The organism is Exiguobacterium sp. SRB7LM, assembly GCF_015712685.1.
GTDB classification, from domain to species: Bacteria; Bacillota; Bacilli; order Exiguobacteriales; family Exiguobacteriaceae; genus Exiguobacterium; species Exiguobacterium profundum.
Genome location: NZ_VWVR01000006.1, coordinates 2,140,682 through 2,158,892 on the forward strand (window position 1 = coordinate 2,140,682; position 18,211 = coordinate 2,158,892).

22 protein-coding genes are annotated in these 18,211 nt (G+C 47.5%); 9 read left to right on the forward strand and 13 right to left on the reverse strand.

From position 1 onward, the window contains the following. Positions 1–44 precede the first annotated feature (44 nt). The 6 genes from lplA to F3H97_RS11755 form a co-directional block, all read right to left on the reverse strand. Positions 45–1,034 (reverse strand): lipoate--protein ligase, encoded by a 990-nt coding sequence (gene lplA / locus F3H97_RS11730; RefSeq protein WP_074037667.1) that lies wholly within the window; start codon positions 1,032–1,034, stop codon positions 45–47. Between the two features lie 71 nt (positions 1,035–1,105). Beyond that, the gene (locus F3H97_RS11735; protein ID WP_074037668.1) at positions 1,106–1,993 is read right to left on the reverse strand and encodes a Cof-type HAD-IIB family hydrolase; all 888 of its coding nucleotides are present in this window, start codon (positions 1,991–1,993) and stop codon (positions 1,106–1,108) included. Between the two features lie 87 nt (positions 1,994–2,080). Continuing rightward, on the reverse strand, positions 2,081–3,466 hold the full coding sequence (gene hemG, locus F3H97_RS11740; protein WP_196431486.1) for a protoporphyrinogen oxidase: 1,386 nt from the start codon (positions 3,464–3,466) through the stop codon (positions 2,081–2,083). Then, positions 3,459–4,388 (reverse strand): ferrochelatase, encoded by a 930-nt coding sequence (hemH, locus tag F3H97_RS11745; protein WP_078146425.1) that lies wholly within the window; start codon positions 4,386–4,388, stop codon positions 3,459–3,461. Before hemH ends, hemG begins: the two co-directional genes overlap by 8 nt. Next, a complete protein-coding gene (hemE, locus tag F3H97_RS11750; RefSeq protein ID WP_015880943.1) occupies positions 4,385–5,434 on the reverse strand; it encodes a uroporphyrinogen decarboxylase in 1,050 nt (349 codons plus the stop codon). The genes hemH and hemE overlap by 4 nt, the downstream gene beginning before the upstream one ends. Before the next feature lie 116 nt (positions 5,435–5,550). Continuing rightward, complete coding sequence (locus F3H97_RS11755) at positions 5,551–5,856, reverse strand: MerR family transcriptional regulator (RefSeq protein ID WP_196431487.1); 306 nt, start codon at positions 5,854–5,856, stop codon at positions 5,551–5,553. A gap of 120 nt (positions 5,857–5,976) precedes the next feature. Between F3H97_RS11755 and F3H97_RS11760 the strand changes: the two genes are divergently transcribed. Then, the gene (locus F3H97_RS11760) at positions 5,977–7,281 is read left to right on the forward strand and encodes an ammonium transporter (protein ID WP_047795604.1); all 1,305 of its coding nucleotides are present in this window, start codon (positions 5,977–5,979) and stop codon (positions 7,279–7,281) included. 44 nt (positions 7,282–7,325) lie between these two features. Here F3H97_RS11760 and F3H97_RS11765 read toward each other — a convergent pair whose 3' ends face one another. After that, the gene (locus tag F3H97_RS11765) at positions 7,326–8,459 is read right to left on the reverse strand and encodes an ABC transporter permease (RefSeq protein ID WP_196431488.1); all 1,134 of its coding nucleotides are present in this window, start codon (positions 8,457–8,459) and stop codon (positions 7,326–7,328) included. Then, positions 8,456–9,193 carry an ABC transporter ATP-binding protein gene (locus F3H97_RS11770; RefSeq protein ID WP_230872851.1) on the reverse strand — a complete coding sequence of 246 codons (738 nt, stop codon included), beginning with the start codon at positions 9,191–9,193 and terminating at the stop codon, positions 8,456–8,458. Before F3H97_RS11770 ends, F3H97_RS11765 begins: the two co-directional genes overlap by 4 nt. 169 nt (positions 9,194–9,362) lie before the next feature. Between F3H97_RS11770 and F3H97_RS11775 the strand changes: the two genes are divergently transcribed. Next, entirely contained in the window at positions 9,363–9,614 is a 252-nt protein-coding gene (locus F3H97_RS11775) for a GlsB/YeaQ/YmgE family stress response membrane protein (protein ID WP_047795606.1), read from the forward strand. 45 nt (positions 9,615–9,659) lie between these two features. Here the strand turns inward: F3H97_RS11775 and F3H97_RS11780 are convergent, their stop codons facing one another. After that, positions 9,660–10,709, reverse strand: a complete 1,050-nt coding sequence (locus tag F3H97_RS11780) for a hypothetical protein (RefSeq protein WP_196431489.1) — start codon at positions 10,707–10,709, stop codon at positions 9,660–9,662. 128 nt (positions 10,710–10,837) lie between these two features. Here F3H97_RS11780 and F3H97_RS11785 point away from each other — a divergent pair, with 128 nt between their 5' ends. Beyond that, entirely contained in the window at positions 10,838–11,266 is a 429-nt protein-coding gene (locus F3H97_RS11785) for an HIT family protein (protein ID WP_015880936.1), read from the forward strand. 32 nt (positions 11,267–11,298) lie between these two features. Here F3H97_RS11785 and F3H97_RS11790 read toward each other — a convergent pair whose 3' ends face one another. Continuing rightward, on the reverse strand, positions 11,299–11,634 hold the full coding sequence (locus tag F3H97_RS11790; protein ID WP_196431490.1) for a hypothetical protein: 336 nt from the start codon (positions 11,632–11,634) through the stop codon (positions 11,299–11,301). Positions 11,635–11,802: 168 nt separating this feature from the next. Between F3H97_RS11790 and F3H97_RS11795 the strand changes: the two genes are divergently transcribed. Together F3H97_RS11795 and F3H97_RS11800 are read left to right on the forward strand one after the other, a co-directional pair. Next, complete coding sequence (locus F3H97_RS11795) at positions 11,803–12,159, forward strand: hypothetical protein (protein ID WP_031421186.1); 357 nt, start codon at positions 11,803–11,805, stop codon at positions 12,157–12,159. A 61-nt stretch (positions 12,160–12,220) separates the two neighbouring features. Further along, a complete protein-coding gene (locus F3H97_RS11800) occupies positions 12,221–12,784 on the forward strand; it encodes an HTH-type transcriptional regulator Hpr (RefSeq protein WP_015880933.1) in 564 nt (187 codons plus the stop codon). On the opposite strand, the gene F3H97_RS11805 is transcribed toward F3H97_RS11800, so the two are convergent. After that, complete coding sequence (locus tag F3H97_RS11805) at positions 12,768–13,106, reverse strand: DUF1878 family protein (RefSeq protein WP_235189241.1); 339 nt, start codon at positions 13,104–13,106, stop codon at positions 12,768–12,770. The genes F3H97_RS11800 and F3H97_RS11805 overlap by 17 nt on opposite strands. 153 nt (positions 13,107–13,259) lie before the next feature. Here F3H97_RS11805 and F3H97_RS11810 point away from each other — a divergent pair, with 153 nt between their 5' ends. Continuing rightward, positions 13,260–14,261 (forward strand): peptidylprolyl isomerase, encoded by a 1,002-nt coding sequence (locus F3H97_RS11810; protein ID WP_196431491.1) that lies wholly within the window; start codon positions 13,260–13,262, stop codon positions 14,259–14,261. A 51-nt stretch (positions 14,262–14,312) separates the two neighbouring features. Here the strand turns inward: F3H97_RS11810 and F3H97_RS11815 are convergent, their stop codons facing one another. After that, complete coding sequence (locus F3H97_RS11815) at positions 14,313–15,272, reverse strand: HD domain-containing protein (RefSeq protein ID WP_074037677.1); 960 nt, start codon at positions 15,270–15,272, stop codon at positions 14,313–14,315. Positions 15,273–15,353: 81 nt separating this feature from the next. On the opposite strand from F3H97_RS11815, the gene F3H97_RS11820 reads away from it, so the two are divergent. The 3 genes from F3H97_RS11820 to F3H97_RS11830 are packed head-to-tail and all read left to right on the forward strand — an operon-like array spanning position 15,354 to position 17,663. Next, positions 15,354–16,277: a magnesium transporter CorA family protein gene (locus tag F3H97_RS11820; protein WP_196431492.1), complete on the forward strand. Its 924-nt coding sequence runs from the start codon at positions 15,354–15,356 to the stop codon at positions 16,275–16,277. 36 nt (positions 16,278–16,313) lie between these two features. Then, positions 16,314–17,405 carry a DNA polymerase IV gene (gene dinB / locus F3H97_RS11825; protein ID WP_196431493.1) on the forward strand — a complete coding sequence of 364 codons (1,092 nt, stop codon included), beginning with the start codon at positions 16,314–16,316 and terminating at the stop codon, positions 17,403–17,405. A gap of 39 nt (positions 17,406–17,444) precedes the next feature. Then, positions 17,445–17,663, forward strand: a complete 219-nt coding sequence (locus F3H97_RS11830; RefSeq protein ID WP_078146414.1) for a YhzD family protein — start codon at positions 17,445–17,447, stop codon at positions 17,661–17,663. Positions 17,664–17,703: 40 nt separating this feature from the next. Here the strand turns inward: F3H97_RS11830 and F3H97_RS11835 are convergent, their stop codons facing one another. Next, complete coding sequence (locus F3H97_RS11835; RefSeq protein ID WP_196431494.1) at positions 17,704–18,195, reverse strand: hypothetical protein; 492 nt, start codon at positions 18,193–18,195, stop codon at positions 17,704–17,706. Positions 18,196–18,211: the final 16 nt, after the last annotated feature.

The window sequence follows — 18,211 nt, forward strand, 5'->3', positions numbered from 1 at the left end:
TGCCAAAAAAAAAGGCGACCTCCGTAGAGACCGCCATGACTAATTTAACTAATCAAATCAACTAATTCCTCGAGCTCAACATTTCCGAAGTAATGTTTCAAATCGAGTTGCATCAATTGCTCACGGATGGCCGCACGTTCGAAACGCGTCCCAACGAGCGCTTGCTCGACATCTTGGATGTCACCGACACCGAAGAAGTCACCGTAAATCTTCGCTTCTGTGATTGTCCCTTTGTTGACGTTCAAGCGGACATCGATTGTTCCGATTGGGAAACGACGTTTCGACTCGACGTCGAACTTCGGCGACTTCCCAAAGTTCCAGTCCCAGTTCGCATAGCGTTCTTTCGAGATATCATGGACGATTTCCCAATCCTCGTCACGAAGCACATAGCGTTCCGGTTGTTCTCCATCATAAATCGAATGGAGAAGCGCTTCGACGAAATGTTCCATCTCCATCTCACGCTCTAAAAATTCAGTGATGTTCGCTACACGGCTACGAACGGACTTGATTCCTTTTGAACGCATTTTCTCTTCCGAGACGTTAAGTGAGTTCACGACCTCTTCAATGTTCGAGTTGAACATGAGCGTCCCGTGGCTGAACATGCGTCCACGCGTCGTGAATTGTGCGTTCCCGCTGATTTTGCGTTCTCCGACCTGAATGTCGTTACGACCTGTCAGCTCTGCCTCGACACCAAGGTTACGAAGCGCATCCACGATCGGTTGTGTGAACTTCTTATAGTTGTTGAACGAGTTACCATCATCTTTTGTGATGAAGCTGAAGTTCAAGTTCCCTTCATCATGATAAACAGCACCCCCACCAGAGAGACGTCGAACGACATCGATGCCATTCTCTTCGATGTACTTCAAGTTGACTTCTTCTGATGTGTTTTGGTTCTTCCCGATGATGATGGACGGACCGTTGATATAGAACAAGAAGTAATCTTCATGGTCTACGTTCAAATGTTTAAGGATATACTCTTCAACCGCCAAGTTGAGCTTCGGGTCGCGGATATCCGGATTAAAAATAAATTTCACAGTTTATTTCCTCCTAGTCGGATGTTCGTTACTCGTATTATACGAAACGAGACGAGCCCTCGACAAATCTTTTACTTCCACTCACCTGTCATCACGCGCTTCAATGCGTTCGCCACACCATACTCATCATGGCGTTCGGTGACATGGTCGCTGATGGCAATCAAGTCTTCATGGCTATTGCCCATCGCAATCCCTTTACCGGCCACTTTGAACATCGGAACATCGTTCAAGTTATCCCCGATCACGACGACCTCAGATAAATCGATGCCATAATGTTCGGCAAGTTTTGTCACACCATTCCCTTTATCTGCACCGTGTGCCATCACTTCGATGTTATCATTGCCTGAAGACGTGACATACACCCCTTCGACTTGGTCTTCGATTTCTTTCCAAAGTCCGTTCATTTTCTCAAGGTGGCTCGAGAAAGCGATGAACTTGTAGACACGTCCCGCTTCTTCTCGGATAAAGTTCTCAATGTCATCAACAATTTTGACGTCTTCGTTGACGTAGTAGCGATTCTTAAAGAATTCGTACATCTCGAGCGAGCGGTCGTCACCATTCGCTTTCAAGTTTTTCATCGATGCTTCAATCAAATCGCCACGGCTCGCCACGAGTCCCGCTTCTGTGTACATTTCGTAAAAAACGTCCGCATACTTGTCATCTTGATGAAGGACATCGATGACTTGAAGTGCCTCTTCAATCGTCAAATCGATTTCATGAAGGATTTCTCCCGACGTGTCGAGCACACGTCCCCCATTCGACGAGACGATCGGGCAAGAAAGTCCGACCTCGTCTAAAATCTGTTTCGCATTCACATAGTTGCGCCCCGTCGCAATCGCAAAGCGAATCCCTGCTGCCTCTGCTTCACGAACAATCTCCGCTGTCTCATCCGCGATTTTGGTGTGGTTGTGCAAAATCGTACCGTCCATGTCTGATACAAAAAGTTTATACGTTGCCATCTTCCATCACTCCTTTTTCTCTTTCGCTTTTAACTATAACAAAAAGAGAGGGCTTCGGAACAATCCGAACCCTCCCTTCATCAAATCTCAATTTTTTTCACGCAAAGCCTTCACTTGTTCCCGTACACTCTTCACACAGTCAGGCATCCCGATTCCGTCATAGGCGATTCCTGCGAGAATGACGCCTGGGTATACCCGGCTCATCTCGGCCCGAAGTGCTTTTACGCGGTCCGCATGAAAGACTGCATAAGGAGGCAACCCATCACGGAGTCTACTGACGACGGTTTGAATCGGCTCACGATGGATACGCATCAGGCCTTGAAGATCGTGTAATGCCGTCTCGATGATTTCTTTGTCAGATGCTTCAACGATATCATCTGCCCCGGGGCGCCCTAAAAAGACACGAAGAACGTGATATCCTTCAGGCACCGCATGCGGCCATTTTTGGTCGATGAACGTACACGCAGTAATGGTCACATCTGCTTCTTGACTCGTCACGAACCCTGTCCCGACAAAAGGAAGCTCAATATCTTCTTTTTTGAAGACAAGTGAGCACGTCGCCGTCGCATGCGGCTTCATATCCGCTAAGAAGTCACTATCGACTTTCGGGAGGAACTGACGTATGAGACGCGGTGGGACCGTCAAAACCAAATGGTCTGTATCGATGTCTCCGCGATTCGTGAAGAGGCGGTACCCGTCCTCACGCTCGGATACTTGTTCAACGGAACAGTTTAATACGATTTCAGTTCGGTCCAACCGTTCTGCCAAGCGGTCCGTCAGTGATTTGAGTCCACGTTTCAACGAGGCGAACTGACCAACCTTCTTCGCCCCAACTTCCGCGACTCGTTGTTCAGGACGTAAGTGTCGCATCCCTTCATACAAGTTCCCGTATTTCTTTTCTCCCTCGATGAACTGTGGGAATGTCGACATCGCACTCATTTGATCGATGTCTCCGGCATAGATACCAGAGAGTAACGGTTCAATCAATCGGTCGACAATCGGATCTCCGACACGCTCACGAAGGTACAGACCGAGTGAAACGTCCGAATCAGGTGCTTTTACATTCGGTGGTGACAGCAACATCTGTTTCAAGTCCTCGTGCTCTTCTTCCGAAAGCAACGTCGTCTCACGAAACGCATTGACGTCGAGCGGGATCCCCATCACCGTCTGCTTCGGAATCGGATGGAGCCCGTCATGATGAAGGACGTACGCCTGACCGACTCCATTGCGGACAAGTTCATCGCCTAAACCGACGTCTTCAATCAATTCCGTCATCGCAGTCTTTCGAAAGACATACGAGTCCGGACCACGTTCCACCGCAAACTCGCCCGTCTCATACGTATCAATCTTTCCTCCGAGGCGATCGGTCGCCTCGAGCAACGTGATGGTCACGTCTTCCGGCAAATAACGCTCCGCATAAAAAGCGGCGGTGAGACCTGTGATCCCACCACCGACAATCGTGAATTTACGCATGATGCACAATCACGCTTTCCATTCGATCCGCGATGGCTTCGATGAAGCTTCGCTCTGCATTTGGCATAGCTGGACGTGCGTAGTGAACACCGAGGCGGTCACAGACAACTTTACACTCGACGTCGTTATCGAACAATACTTCGAGATGGTCTGCAACAAAGCCAACCGGCGTATAGACGAACGCCTCGTAGCCATGCTTTTCATAAAGTTCAGCCGTCAAATCTTGAACATCCGGTCCGATCCATGGGTCCGGCGTGTTTCCTTCTGACTGCCAACCAATCTCATAATGCGGGACGCCTGTTTCAATGGCAATTTTATCAGCTGTTTCTTTCAACTGATCCGGATACGGGTCGCCACCAGCCAAGATTTTCTCAGGAAGACTATGCGCTGAAACGATGAGACATGTCTTTTCAGCCGGTACAGGCAATGACGCATACGTATCGTTAATCGCATTCGCCCACCATTTGATAAACTTCGGCTCATCATACCACGACTCTACCGAACGAATGTCGATGCCATACTTCGCGGCCTCTTCATGGGCACGTCCGTTGTATGATTTGACGCTGTATGATGAGTAATGAGGTGCTAAGACAACCGATACCGCCTCTTTGATGCCGTCGTTCGCCATTTGCGCGACCGCATCTTCTACGAACGGTTCGATATGTTTTAGTCCGATATACAGTTTGAACTCGATTTCACCCACATGACGCTCGTTCAAGATGTCACGAAGCGTCTCTGCTTGATCGATTGTGATTTTCGCGAGTGGAGATACGCCACCAATCGCCTCGTAGCGTTCCGTTAAATCTTGAAGTGCTTCCGGTGACGGTTTGCGTCCGTAGCGAATGTGCGTGTAATACCGCTCGATATCTTCCGGTTTGTACGGTGTGCCGTACGCCATGACAAGTAGTCCGACTGTTTTCATGATTCGTTGCCTCCCATTTTTTCGCGTGAGTAGTCGTGAATGAATGCCGTCAATTTGACGAGTACGGCCGGGTCGACTTCAGGGAACACCCCATGTCCCAAGTTGAAGACGTAACCTGGCTGTTTCATTCCTTCATCTAAAATTTCCTTTACCTTCTCTTCGATGACCGGCCATGGAGCTAACAAGAACGACGGGTCTAAGTTTCCTTGAACCGCCTTTGTGATGCCACGGTCCCGTGCTTCCTGTACTGACAGACGCCAGTCAAGTCCGACCACATCAAGGGGAAGGTCGTGCCATTCCTCGATTTGATGACTCGCTCCGACACCGTGCATGATGAGCGGAATGTCGAGTGAACGTAGTTCTTTAAAAATACGCTCCGTCGTCGGTTTGATGTAACGTGCATAATCTTTGCGGCTGAGCGTCCCGACCCACGAATCAAACAATTGGAACGCTTGAATGCCGGCATCCGCTTGCGCCTTCGCATACGTGATGACCATGTCGCCGAGTTTTTCCATCAATGCATTCCATACATCCGGTTCTGCATACATAAGTGCTTTCGTACGATGGTAGTTCCGCGACGGTCCCCCTTCGATCATATAGCTCGCCAATGTGAACGGCGCGCCTGAAAAGCCGATAAGCGGAACTTCTAGTCGTTCCCGTAGTAGACGGATTGTGTCGAAGACGTATGAGATATCTTCCGGGTTTAACGGTTTTAAGCGTTCCACATCTTCCATCGTTCGATACGGGTTATCGATGACCGGTCCAATCCCGCTCTTGATCTCGACATCGACTCCCATCGACGGAAGTGGCGTCATAATGTCTTTATATAGAATGGCCGCGTCGACTCCGAGTTGTTTCACCGGAAGTTCCGTCACATATGCACAAAGTTCAGGATCATGCGTGATCTCGAATAGTGACCTCGTCTTTTTAATCTCTCGATATTCCGGTTGGTAGCGTCCGGCTTGGCGCATATACCATACAGGTACATAATCTGTCGCCTCTCCTTTAAACGCTTTTAAAATAGTATCGTTCATACGTCGCGTCATTCCCCTCTAAATTTCTCCTACACTCTTTATTCTCGTGTTTGTGAACTCAAAAACATTATACAGAAATTAATTAGAATTATGCTAATGTGAAGCATTTTCATTGTGTTTTCTTTGTGTCATTTTTTTGTCGGAAATGTTCGGAAGGCAGAATTCAATTGACCTCGAATCAAATCATCACGCTGTTTTGTCGACAATCGTCGTTCTCGTTCCTTAATATCTTGAATTCGCCATCCATCCTCTAGTTTAGTCGCCACTTCGACCAAACGTTCCACGTCATGGAAAGAATATTTACGTGAACCACCTTTTGTCCGTTCCGGAAAGACGAGACCTTTTGCTTCATAATACCGGACTTGACGCTCCGAAAGTCCCGTCAATTCAGTCACAATGCCAATCCCGATCACTTTCTTCGATTTATAGTCCATTCAGCCTCGCCTCCTTAATAAAAAAACTATGTCAGATTATCTGACAAAATGCAATCCAGCATGAATTTTTCGTTTTACACTGAAGTCAACTTTTGGAAAGCACCTAAGAAAAAGGAGGGCATGAACATGGAAGACATTCTCTATTATATGGACACGCTGTATGTACTCATCGCTGCATTGCTCGTATTGACGATGCAATTAGGTTTCGGATTACTCGAGACAGGGACGCTTCGGGCGAAGAACGCCGGTCACGTCGCGGTCAAACAAATTATCAGCCTCTCTGTGGCGGCACTTGCTTTTTGGGCGGTCGGGTTCGGTCTCTCGTTCGGTGACGGGACGACTTGGTTTGGGACAGAAGGATTCTTCTTAAGCGGATCATTCACAAGTCTCGACTGGGCGAACGTCTCCATCGACATTAAATTCTTATTCCAGTTATCATTCGTTGCAGTTTCCCTTGCCATCGCGTGGGGTGGATTTGCGGAACGGGCTAAGCTTTCTGCCTACGTTCTGTTCGGTATCTTCTTCGTTGCCATCCTCTACCCAATCGTCGCTCGCTCAGTATGGGCTGGCGGGATGCTTGGATCGATGGGGATGCAAGACTTCGCCGGATCAGCGGTCGTTCACCTTCAAGGTGGGATGGCAGCGCTCATGGCAACAATCATCTTGAAACCACGTCGGAAGACGGAATCACTCGCTGGTCATAACCACGTGTTGACGGTCGTTGGTGGTCTCGTACTCTGGCTTTGCTGGTTCGGATTCAACGCCGGTTCGACGATGTCGGTCGCTGACGGTTTCTTCGGTTACGTGGCGCTGACAACAATGCTCGCCACAGCAGCCGGTGCGCTCGGCGCCCTTGCAATCGTCATGCTCCATCGGAAGACGGCAGATATCCCGACAATCGTGAACGGAGTACTCGGAGCACTCGTTGCCATCACGGCAGCATGCGCGTTCGTCGAACCGTGGGCAGCTGTCGTCATCGGTGCACTCGCATCTGTTGCAACATACGGAACGAGCATCTTGATGGCGAAGTATGTGGATGACCCGCTCTGCGCCTTCTCCGTACACGGAGTCGCTGGGATCATCGGAACACTCGCACTCGGTTTCTTCGCATCTCCTCGACTCGTTGAGATCACAGGGATCGGTTCTGCTGGACTCTTCTACGGTGGCGGATTGACACAGCTCGGTGTGCAGACACTCGGTGTATTGATCGCGATGGTCATCGCCGGTGGTGGAAGTTATGCCTTCTTGAAACTTCTCGACGTCACAATCGGACTCCGTGTCACAGAAGAACAAGAAGATGTCGGCCTCGACATCGCAGAACATGGTGTATCAGCATACGGTGAAGTCGAAGAAACAACTGAGAAACCAGGACGCCTCCCGAAGATTCTCGGTTCGAGCGTATCCGTCATGTCACCTAAAAAATAATCTAATCACATGAGAAGGACATCCCGCACAGGATGTCCTTCTTTTTATTTTAATCGACTTAAGTAATAGCGTGTGACCAAGATAGACAAGACCAACCCGACCGCCGCATCCCATGTGGCACCGAAAGCGACAGATGCAATCACTAGAGCGATGGACTGGATGACGAGCAATCGCATCGCCCACCACGAATACCCTGCGATTCGCTCATCGCGTGTGATCGGGAGCCAGGAAACGATGGAAATTGCCTCTAACCGTTTAAATAACGGAACGAGCTGTAACGCGGTCAAGCCTACAAAGAGTGGCGTGACCAATCCGACGTACCATCCCCCCGACATCCACATGACAATGAGCGCCACTACGGTCAAGCGAAGAATCAAATCAAGTGAGTCGTTCGAACGGAGAATACGAAGTCCGTACACGTAACGCGATGCATCCACGCGCCGTAGGACCCGATTTTCTAGAAGCCGCGTCAACACGCGGCGCTCTCGAACCTCTTCTTTCAAGGTCGGCAAATCGACGAACCAGCTGATGACTCGTTCAAACTGAGCCCGACTCTTCTCCTCAAGCACCAACCAGTGTAAGAGCGGGATGCGCTCGTTTCGTTTCACATGTAAGAAAACGAACGGCATGAACGCGGGCACCCATGCCCACGCTGTCCAATCCATTAAAAGACAAGCGCCGCTCACGAGCGCAAACGGTAGGATTGTCCATTCACGTACGCCTTCCACTTTTGCCAAACGACCTGCAGCTGACAACATGACCATCGTCACGACGACGGATAACACTTCGATACTCGTATAACTCTCTGTCCGTACGAGGAGCGGTAGTAAAACGAGAAGGACGAGCAATCCACGCAGTGCAGCAAACACGAGATTAAATAAACGTACCCCCACCATATAAGAACGAATATCCCCTAACTCCGGAAGCAAAAATACTTGATCCGCCTCCTGGACGAATGTTCGCGGGCGATGACCGAGCGGCATGATTAAATGGACCGCCGCAGCAATCCACGTCCCGGGGAATGTCCCATCGATTCGTTCTAAGAAGCTATTGTAGACGAACGCCCCGTAAATCAAGGTGAAATAGAGCGTGAACAGCAGTCCCCCGTTCGCAACGTAGCGGCTGTACTTGACGACCTCTTCCATCCAGGTTCCGAGCCTTGCTGTAAATCGATTCATGACGACCGTTCCTCCGAAGCGATTGCTTCTACATATATATCATCAAGTGTCGCATCAGGCGACAATCGATACACGTTGCGCAACTCGGCCGCTGTTCCGCTCGCGATGACGACTCCTTGATGAAGGAAGACGAATCGGTCGCAGTGCCGCTCCGCCGTCTCAAGGATATGGGTGGACATTAAAATCGCGCAATCTTGTTTATATTCATCAAACAACTGAAGCAATTGACGAATCGCTAGTGGGTCGAGACCGACAAATGGTTCATCAACAATCAAGAGCGGCGTTTTCGTCACGAGCGCACACAAGATCATCGCTTTTTGACGCATCCCTTTCGAAAAGACGGAAGGGAACCAGGCGAGTTGCTTTTCCATCCGCATTTCTTTCGCCAAACGTTTCGTGCGCGCAGCCAACTCGTCTGGATTCACATCGTACGCCTTCCCCATCAATTCAATATGTTCTTGCAACGTTAACGTTTCATACAAAATCGGTGTCTCCGGTATGTAACTCACTTTCTTACGATAATTCTTTTCGGAAGAATCTAATGTCTCGCCATCAATTTCGATTTTTCCGGAGAGGGGTGACAATAACCCCAAAATGTGTTTGATTGTCGTCGACTTTCCAGCTCCGTTTAGCCCTATCAACCCGACGAGTTCCCCTTTTTTTACTTCAAACGAAATGTCATGCAAAACTTGTTTACCGAGATATCCGCCGTTCAATCGATCGACGTGCAGCATGAAAACCACACCTTTCATTTTCAACTTTTTTTCGTGGTATATGTTTTAAATGTTGTCACATGGGAATAATCTGAACTGTAAGGCATTTTAAAATAAACATCAATACTTCCATTGTTCCACAAAATCGTTGTAAAGAACAATGGGCAAAAAGAGGAAGGAGAAATGAATGATGGGGTTTATTCTTTATTTGATTATCGGGGGTATCATCGGTTGGTTAGCAGGATTAATTTTAGGTAAGGACGTACCAGGTGGAATCATTGGTAACATCATTGCGGGGATTATCGGTGCATGGTTGGGTGGACTTATCTTTGGTAACTTCGGACCAATCGTTGCGGATATCGCGATTATCCCGGCTCTTATCGGTGCGATTATCCTAATCTTGATTGTATCGTTCGTTATGAAATCAATGCGTAAAAAATAAGATTATGTATCGGAGGGGCTTCCATTATGGAATGTCCCTCTTTTTTCATTGGATCAGTAAATACATTGCGTCGTTCTTTTCGATAAACTGTTTCTCGGTCTCAAGACCAAAGAACGTAAAGAATGATTCGAAGAACGATTGACCGTAATCCCACTCTGTTCCGAGTGGGTGTTCCGACTTCGCTTTCGGTTCACCGAGGAGGGCAATCAAATCATCCGGTCGTTTATCGAGGTCGACCCGAATCGATTCCACTTCCTCATCTTTAAACGTGACAGCCAATCGCTCATAGTCCCATTTTCCTTCACGCTTTCCAGCCGGTTCACCAAGCGTTTCTTGAACTTGCTGACTCGACTGCCCAATTAAAGAATCGACCGTTTCGAGTGAGTGACCCGTTTGCGCCTCCACTTCAATTTCAATCAACTCAGCCCTCTTCAAATCAAATTGTCCGGCAATGGCTTCGTTCGATTCAGGCATAAGGGCATACTCAATGGATTTAGAAGATATCAATTGAATCGTTTCGGTTTCCGTGACCGTCTCTCCATTTGTCACCGCTACCGCTTTGACATCATATTGTCCCGGCATCTGTTCAAACGATAACGTATCATCGGCTTCATCAATCCGTCCTACCTGTTGTCCATCAATCCAAATATTCGTCAATGGTACATCCGAGGTCACATCAATCCGTTGTGGGAGTAGTTCAATTCGATAGTCAGAAAAGCCATACCGTCCTTCCCCCGTGTCGATCAAACGAAATAATCCGTCCGCCTCCATACCCGACGTTCGGTTGGCTCGGTCTTTCGCAACTTCTGCGATAGCCTCTCCTCGAATGGACTTTTCATCGTTCAACCACCCCATGAATCGTAGAGCCTCCGCTCTCGATAAAGGTTCTCCAAGATATTCGACTTTCTCCTCAAAAAAGGTACGGTCTTCTTCTAATAAGGCCTCTTTGAATGCGACGTGAATTTTATCTTGTTCTGCCGCCGGCTTGTATGCATATATATAGAAAACAATGGCTCCAACTAGAATCGTGAAACTAGAGATCAAAAGAAAGACTTTCGGAATCCGCTCTTTTTTTCTACTTCTCGTATAGGGCATGTGCTCACCTCCTTTGCGCTCACTTATCTTCATTATAGAAGGAATCCATCTCGCTTCCTATCGTTCTTGCGCCCGAACTTCCGTGTTATGATGGAACAGAAACGACATTTAAGAATGGAGGAATGAAGATGCATACAGATCCGACCTGTATCTTTTGTAAAATTGCAAAACAAGAAATCCCATCCTATCGGGTATATGAAGACGAAGCGGTCGTCGCTTTCCTCGACCTTTCTCAAGTGACGAAAGGACACACGCTCGTCATCCCAAAACATCATGCGAAAAACGTATATGAATTGCCGGAAGACGTGGCGGCAGATGTCTTTAAACGCGTCCCGACCATCGCCAAAGCGATTCAACGTGAAACGGGTGCCATCGGAATGAACGTCTTATCGAATGCCGAAGAAGTTGCCGGACAAACGGTGTACCACTTCCATATCCATTTGATTCCGCGCTTTGGACACGAGGATGGATTTGGTGCGAAGTGGATCACGCAAAACGACGCCTTCACGTCGGAAGAACTCACTACCCTTGCATCGAACATTCATGCCCACGTATAAACAGACAGAGACCCGTCGACGACGGGTCTCATTTATGATTGATTGATTGAATCACGGTGTCGTTTTCGTTCCTCTTCCAATTGCGCACGCTCGACCTGAAGCTTAATTGCCACTTCGTATAGCTGTTGACGCGTCTTGACAGATGTCGCTTGTTCAAATTCTTTTCGTAATTTCGTTAGACGGGCATCTATTTCAAGCATCCGCTTTTCTCGCATCGATTCTTCACGTGCCTGTTCCGTTTGCTTCGACGCCTCGTATCCCGCCTCTAGTGTATTTATAATGGATTCGGCCCAAGTGTCATCTCCCAGTCGTTTCGCAGCGAGATACAGGTCAAGCATGTCATCTACCCAACGCTTCGCTTTCTCCACTGAGGATCACCTTCCTTTACCTGTATTTTAAAATAAAATGATTTTTCGGTCAAAAATGAATGTTCTGAAAAATTTTATTTGCGATATAGGTTTTTAATCACTCTTTTTTGGTAAAATAATATGAAAAGAATGTAATTCTGATTATCCGAGCTTGAGGAGGGGAATGAATTGTCGAGTCGCCAACGTCGAGATTGGATTGTTTTCGGCTTTGTTTTAGCATTTTTAGGAGTCGCCACGGTGAAGAAACTGGCGCGAGGAACTGCAAATGATGCCGCTGCTCAACAACATCGAGCATCCACAATCACTACGCTAAAAGAACAATTTGGGAATGTGGCGAAACATGCATCGCAGGTTGCCGCCGCAGGAAAACTGCAAGGAAAAGAATTGACTGACCAAGTGAAAGCCGAAGTCGAACGCTATCAACAAGACATTCAGCCTTCAGTCGAGCGCATCCAAGGGAACCTTCAGGAACTCTCGAACGTACAGTCTGCTATGACTGACAAAACCGTCAATCAAACACAGTGAGTGTTTGAGGTCATCGTCCGTCGATTACATTTGACTTTTTATCCGGAAAGGATGGATCGAGATGGAACACGAAAAAGAATTCACTGGCCCTGAGGCCATGCTCTATAGCCACAAAATCATTCAATTGAGTAAAGCTTTGTGGAAAACCGTCGAAAAAGACTGGCAAAACTGGATCAAACCGTTCGACTTAAATATCAATGAACACCATATCTTATGGATTGCCCACGCTTTAGGCGGTGCATCGATTTCAGAAATTGCGAAATATGGCGTCATGCACGTCTCGACTGCTTTCAACTTCTCGAAGAAGTTAGAAGATCGTGGATTACTTACGTTTTCTAAAAAAGAGACGGACAAACGAAACACGTACGTTCAATTGACACCTGAAGGCGAATCGTTATTACTCGAAACGATTCACGCCTTCGACCCAGAAGGGAACGGCGTATTCCGCGCTTCCCTTCCGCTCCAAGAACTGTATGGAAAGTTCCCTGACTTAACAGATATGACGGCTATCGTGCGTCGCTTGTACGGGGATAACTTTATGGATATCTTTGCGGAAACGTCAAAAATGATCACAGAAGAGGCAGGCAGACGCCCTGATGAGGATGAACTCAGTCAAGAAGCCTGACCTGCCGATAAAGTGGTTCTGTGACGTCTAACTCGATTCCTTGTCGGACACATGCCTCAAGAATCGTTTTGACGTCAAGTCTCACATCTAACATACCTGCAAAATGGACGAGCAATGGTTCTATGGACGTGTATCCGTAGCGCAATTGCTCGTTTTGCTGCGCCCGAATCTCCTCAAGCAATTGATAAAATGACTCGACTTCTTGTTTCGTCAAATTCGCTCGAATCACCTCATATTCGAACGGACGGTCTGTCCAATCGACAATCTCGAGTAAGATCTTCATCTGATAGGCTAAATGCTCGACCTTCTCCTCTAGTGACACTTCCCTCACCCCATCATTTCACATTCTATTTCATCATTATACGACAGGATTGTGTGCTATGATACTGTACAGACAAGAGAACAGCTGTCATGATTAGGAAAATGTGATATAGTCGGACTTAGAAACTTTAAAGAATTATTAGGGGTGGAATACATGTCAAACGGAATGACGAACGAACCAAAAAAGCAAGATAAAAAATTCTCAACTGGCGCAATCGTCGGTGCATCTGCAATCGCACTCATTATCGGTGCTGGCGGTACGTATGCGGCAACGAACGCAGGCGGCGGAGAGTCAGATAATTCAGCAGTCGTCACATACAAAGGCGGCGAAATCACACGCGGTGAAATCGCGGATATGAGCTATGACCGCATGGTACCACAACTCGCATTCCAAGAGACGATGAATGCACTTCTTGAAAAAGAATACGGTGACCAAGTCGACCAAGAAAAAGTAGATGAAGAGTTCAGCAAGACAGAAGAACAGTTCAACTCAGAAGAAGAGTTCGAACAAGCGATTCAACAAGCCGGCATGAGCGGTACGGAAGAGTTTAAAGAAGCGCTTCGCGGACAGATGCTCGTTGACGCTGCGAAATCGAAACTTGTCGATGTGACCGATGAAGAAATCGAAGCACAGTTCGCAAAAGAGAACGTGGAAGTGGAAGCTAGCCACATCCTCGTTGAAACAGAAGAAGAGGCACAAGACATCATTAAAGAGTTGAATGACGGTGCAGACTTCGCTGAACTTGCGAAAGAAAAATCAACGGATACTGGTTCAGGAGAACAAGGTGGAGAACTCGGTTTCTTCTCTGCTGGTAAGATGGTACCTGAATTCGAAGAGTACGCATTCAAAGAAGATGTCGTTGGTAAAATCTCTGAACCGGTTCAATCTCAGTTCGGTTTCCATGTCATCAAAGTGACAGACCGTAAAGAGAAAGACTTGAAACTCGAAGACGAGAAAGATCGTATTCGTGAAGAATTGGCAGCTGAAAAATCAGCTTCTGTCGATGCGAACAAAATTTACGCTGAGTTGATTGAAAAATACAACGTTGACGTAAAAGATGCAAAAGCAGAACAACAATTTGACGCTGTTAAAGAAGCGATTAAAAACGCAGACGAGTCTTCAGAAGAACCTGCAGCAGAATCAACTGAACAGTAATCACAAAGGGGCACTCCAGCAATGGAGTACCCCTTTTTCGTTGATCATCTATTATAGATTCGGGCGATAGAAGGCACGGTTATCGAGTGCCATGACACGCTCCGTGAATGTCCCCGGCTCGACCCCTTCATACGCTTTCTCAAACATGTTCATGCGCGCATCAATATTATCAATGAAGAATAACATCTCCGCTTCAGGTAATTGTGGCGCATTCGCAGATCCCCATTCCGGCTTCCCGTGATGGCTTAAGACGAGATGTTGCAACAATGTCGTCACTTCGCGGTCCGTTCCAAGTTCCCGTGACACAACTTCAAGTTCCGATGCCATAAGTGACAAATGACCGAGTAATTTTCCTTCGAGTGTGTATTCTGGCGTAATCGCATCAGACAATTCGATGACTTTCGCCAAATCATGCAAAATCACACCCGCAATCAAAAGATCACGATTCAAGGATGGATACAGTTCACACATCGTATCCGCGAGCTTCAACATCGACATCACATGAAATGCCAGTCCCGAATAGACCGCGTGATGATGTCGAACGGCAGCCGGATACGTGAAGTATGCCTCTTCATGACGATTGACGACTTCCTCGACAAGACGGCGAATCTCATCGTGTTGAAGTGACGTGATGAATCCACGAATCGTCGTCTCGAGCTCTGACTTCGGAATCGGAGCCGATCGGACGTACGGTGCGATGTCTATTTCCTGCTCGATGATTGAAATTTGTTTTAGTTTCAACTGGGTGCGCCCCCGATAGTCCATCACTTCCCCTGCCGCATGGACGATTTTTTTCGTCGCATACTTCTCGGTATCGGCACTATCCCATAATTTCGTTTCGATTTCACCACTCTCGTCGCAAAGGATTAATGTTAAATAAGGTTTCCCGTTCCCGGCAAGTCCCTTATACGATTGTTTGATCATGACATATTGGTCTAGCGTGTCGCCCACTTTGAGCTGACCGATTTTTGTCGTCAATGAAAGCACCTCTCTCTTGTTCAGTACCTTCATCTTAACGAAAGTTTGAGACAGATGCCAACATTCCTGACAATTTGGGAATACTATCAATATAGTGAATTGGAGGAATGGATGATGGAATGGGATTGGTATACACGACCGGAAGATTATATTCATGTTGATCAGCTATATGCTCAAGCCTATACGTATTGGCTTGAACAATTGACGACCTCAAATGTGACGAAGATTGTCGTCGAGAATGGATATATGTATGGTTCACTCACACTCGACTATGAACAGTTAGAACGGGAACCACAAAAAATTGGACATTACTTCATTGGACCTGATTTTTTATGGACAATCGGCTTTGATGATTTGCACCATGAGTCCGTTTTCGCCAAACAATGCGATTCTCCAATCGAGGCGTTTTATGAGTTGCTTGCCGAACGGATGAACAACTACTTTCACGGTATCGATGAGTTTGAAGAACGTTTGATGGCAGCTCAACGTGAAATGACGGGACAAGTTCCCGCTACGTTCATGAATGAGATTTTTGGTCTTCGCAGTGAGATTGAACGGTGGTCGGATACGGTCACTCCATATAAGGAGCTTGTCATGGCCGGACGAGAAGCTTTTTTAACGATCGATTTGCAGCAGTTAAAATCGTATCAACTTGCCGATTATCGAGTCAATCGATTGCTGACACTCATCAATCATTATCAAGAAGACGTGATTGCGATGACAGATCTCGCCTCCACCCTGTCGAACTTTCGAGGGAACGAAATCATGAAGGCACTAACCGTCTTCACCGCGCTGACGACTCCCGTCGTTGCATTCGGTGCGGTTTGGGGAATGAACTTTAAAAATATGCCTGAACTGGAATGGCCGCTCGGATATGGATTCGCCTGGCTCATGATTCTTCTCTTCACGCTCATCATCCAAGTGTGGCTGAAACGGAAGAATTGGATCGGGTCATTGCTACAGTTTCCGAATCAGACGACTTCAACGAAACATCGGTCAAAACAAAAAACTCAAAAAACGAACAAAAGTTCGGTATAATGAAAGAAAAGTGATTCACACAAGAAAGGTGATGTTATGGAACGACTCATCATTCATGTGGACATGGACGCATTTTATGCCTCTGTCGAACAGCGTGACCGTCCTAACTTACGAGGAAAGCCCGTCATCGTCGGAGGCCCTCCCCACAGCCGCGGGGTCGTCGCGACATGTTCCTATGAGGCGAGGAAATACGGCGTACACAGCGCGATGTCATCACGTCGCGCTTTTGCCTTGTGTCCCCATGCGACGTTTATCAAACCACGGTTTCATGCCTATCGACAAGTCAGCGCACAAGTGATGGAGATTTTTAAGTCGGTCACACCGCTCGTCGAACCACTCTCGCTCGATGAGGCTTACCTCGATGTGACGGAGAATTCGTTATTGAGTACATCCGGACCCTTTATCGCCCGGTATATATTAGGCGAGATTAAGCGTCGCACCGGTCTCACCGCATCTGCCGGAGTCGCACCGTCAAAATTTGTCGCGAAAATCGCTTCAGGATATGAGAAACCAAATGGACTCACGGTCGTTCCGCTTGATGAAGTGGCAACCTTTCTGGCTCCCCTCTCCATCGAAGCCATGCATGGAGTCGGAAAAGTGACCGCCCAAACGCTTTATAAAAGTGGTTATCGTACGATCGGTGACCTTCAACAAACTCGTCCTGAGCAACTGAAAGCCATCTTTGGACACGATCGTGGGCAACAACTATATGAACTGGCACACGGACGTGATACGCGTCCTGTCGTGGCCACGCGAGAGCGTAAGTCGATTGGGTCAGAAACGACGTTCGCATTTGATATCGATGACCCGGAAGAAGTGTTCGAACGGGTCATCCCAGAGATGGAGGACGTATTGCGTCAGCTCGATCGCCGAGACTTGAGCTGTCAAACGGTCACCATCAAAATAAAGACGAGCGAGTTTCAGGCTCGGAGTCATCAAATCAAATTAAACCACCCGACGCATGACCATGATGAGATTAGACGACTTGCCAGACGTCTTTTCGACGAGATGAACGTCATCGAGCCCGTCCGTTTGATCGGATTGACCGTATCCGATTTGATTCCCCGAACTGAATCGACACGACAGCTGACATTCGACGAACTGACAAAACCTTCTCTTGAAGAATGAATGACCATTCATTAAAATGAAGAAAAGGGGGTCGTGTGAATGGAAACATACACGGTGACAGGATTTGAAAATGATGGCACGCTCGTATTGAATGAAATGTTCGAAGCGAACGACGATCAGTCGGCCAAACAACAAGGACTCGACATGCTTCGTGCTGCTGGACATGAGCATAAAGGGGCGCGTATCGTACGACGGGGGCAACTCATCTACTTCGAGCGTTGCAAATTACCGGGTAAATTGAAAGGGACAGCATCTTAACAAAAGTAGACCAGGACAATGATTGTCTTGGTCTACTTTTTCATTCACCATATTTTTCATTCCACGCATCCTGCCATTCTTGAAGATCGGGGTGAATATCCTCAAGCGATTCTCCGCTCAAACTATATCCGTTCCCTAAACCTGATCCATCTGTCACGGGGAATGATGTCCCGCCGATGACCTTTCCATCCACGATCATTACCGAGACAGCAATCTGACCGGCGGGAGATTGCTCACCAATCGGATGATCTTTCACCGTAAAGTTTTCGTAGTAGATGGTCTTACCCACGTATTCATCCGGTGATACGGTTTGTAGTCCCCAAACGTTCCGTTCACGATCCTCTGCCAGTTCCTCTAAGGTTAAAGTACTCGTATGCTCTCCTTCAAAAGAAACGATCGAGTACTGTTGCTCCTCGAGATACGCTTCGGCCACCTTCCCGCTCTGCGTCATCTCAGGTTCTGGTTCCGTCCCCACTTCTTTCCCACATGCCACAAGAAAGAGACAGAAGAAAACCAATATCCATTTTTTCATCATCGCCCGCCCTTTC

Coding starts and splice junctions, on each gene's coding strand:
- F3H97_RS11735 (WP_074037668.1), bottom strand. CDS start 1,993: ATGGCAACGTATAAACTTTTTGTATCAGACATGGACGGTACGATTTTG.
- hemG (WP_196431486.1), bottom strand. CDS start 3,466: ATGCGTAAATTCACGATTGTCGGTGGTGGGATCACAGGTCTCACCGCC.
- hemH (WP_078146425.1), bottom strand. CDS start 4,388: ATGAAAACAGTCGGACTACTTGTCATGGCGTACGGCACACCGTACAAA.
- hemE (WP_015880943.1), bottom strand. CDS start 5,434: ATGACGCGACGTATGAACGATACTATTTTAAAAGCGTTTAAAGGAGAG.
- F3H97_RS11755 (WP_196431487.1), bottom strand. CDS start 5,856: ATGGACTATAAATCGAAGAAAGTGATCGGGATTGGCATTGTGACTGAA.
- F3H97_RS11760 (WP_047795604.1), top strand. CDS start 5,977: ATGAACATGGAAGACATTCTCTATTATATGGACACGCTGTATGTACTC.
- F3H97_RS11765 (WP_196431488.1), bottom strand. CDS start 8,459: ATGAATCGATTTACAGCAAGGCTCGGAACCTGGATGGAAGAGGTCGTC.
- F3H97_RS11770 (WP_230872851.1), bottom strand. CDS start 9,193: ATGCTGCACGTCGATCGATTGAACGGCGGATATCTCGGTAAACAAGTT.
- F3H97_RS11775 (WP_047795606.1), top strand. CDS start 9,363: ATGGGGTTTATTCTTTATTTGATTATCGGGGGTATCATCGGTTGGTTA.
- F3H97_RS11780 (WP_196431489.1), bottom strand. CDS start 10,709: ATGCCCTATACGAGAAGTAGAAAAAAAGAGCGGATTCCGAAAGTCTTT.
- F3H97_RS11785 (WP_015880936.1), top strand. CDS start 10,838: ATGCATACAGATCCGACCTGTATCTTTTGTAAAATTGCAAAACAAGAA.
- F3H97_RS11800 (WP_015880933.1), top strand. CDS start 12,221: ATGGAACACGAAAAAGAATTCACTGGCCCTGAGGCCATGCTCTATAGC.
- F3H97_RS11810 (WP_196431491.1), top strand. CDS start 13,260: ATGTCAAACGGAATGACGAACGAACCAAAAAAGCAAGATAAAAAATTC.
- F3H97_RS11815 (WP_074037677.1), bottom strand. CDS start 15,272: ATGAAGGTACTGAACAAGAGAGAGGTGCTTTCATTGACGACAAAAATC.
- F3H97_RS11820 (WP_196431492.1), top strand. CDS start 15,354: ATGGAATGGGATTGGTATACACGACCGGAAGATTATATTCATGTTGAT.
- dinB (WP_196431493.1), top strand. CDS start 16,314: ATGGAACGACTCATCATTCATGTGGACATGGACGCATTTTATGCCTCT.
- F3H97_RS11830 (WP_078146414.1), top strand. CDS start 17,445: ATGGAAACATACACGGTGACAGGATTTGAAAATGATGGCACGCTCGTA.
- F3H97_RS11835 (WP_196431494.1), bottom strand. CDS start 18,195: ATGAAAAAATGGATATTGGTTTTCTTCTGTCTCTTTCTTGTGGCATGT.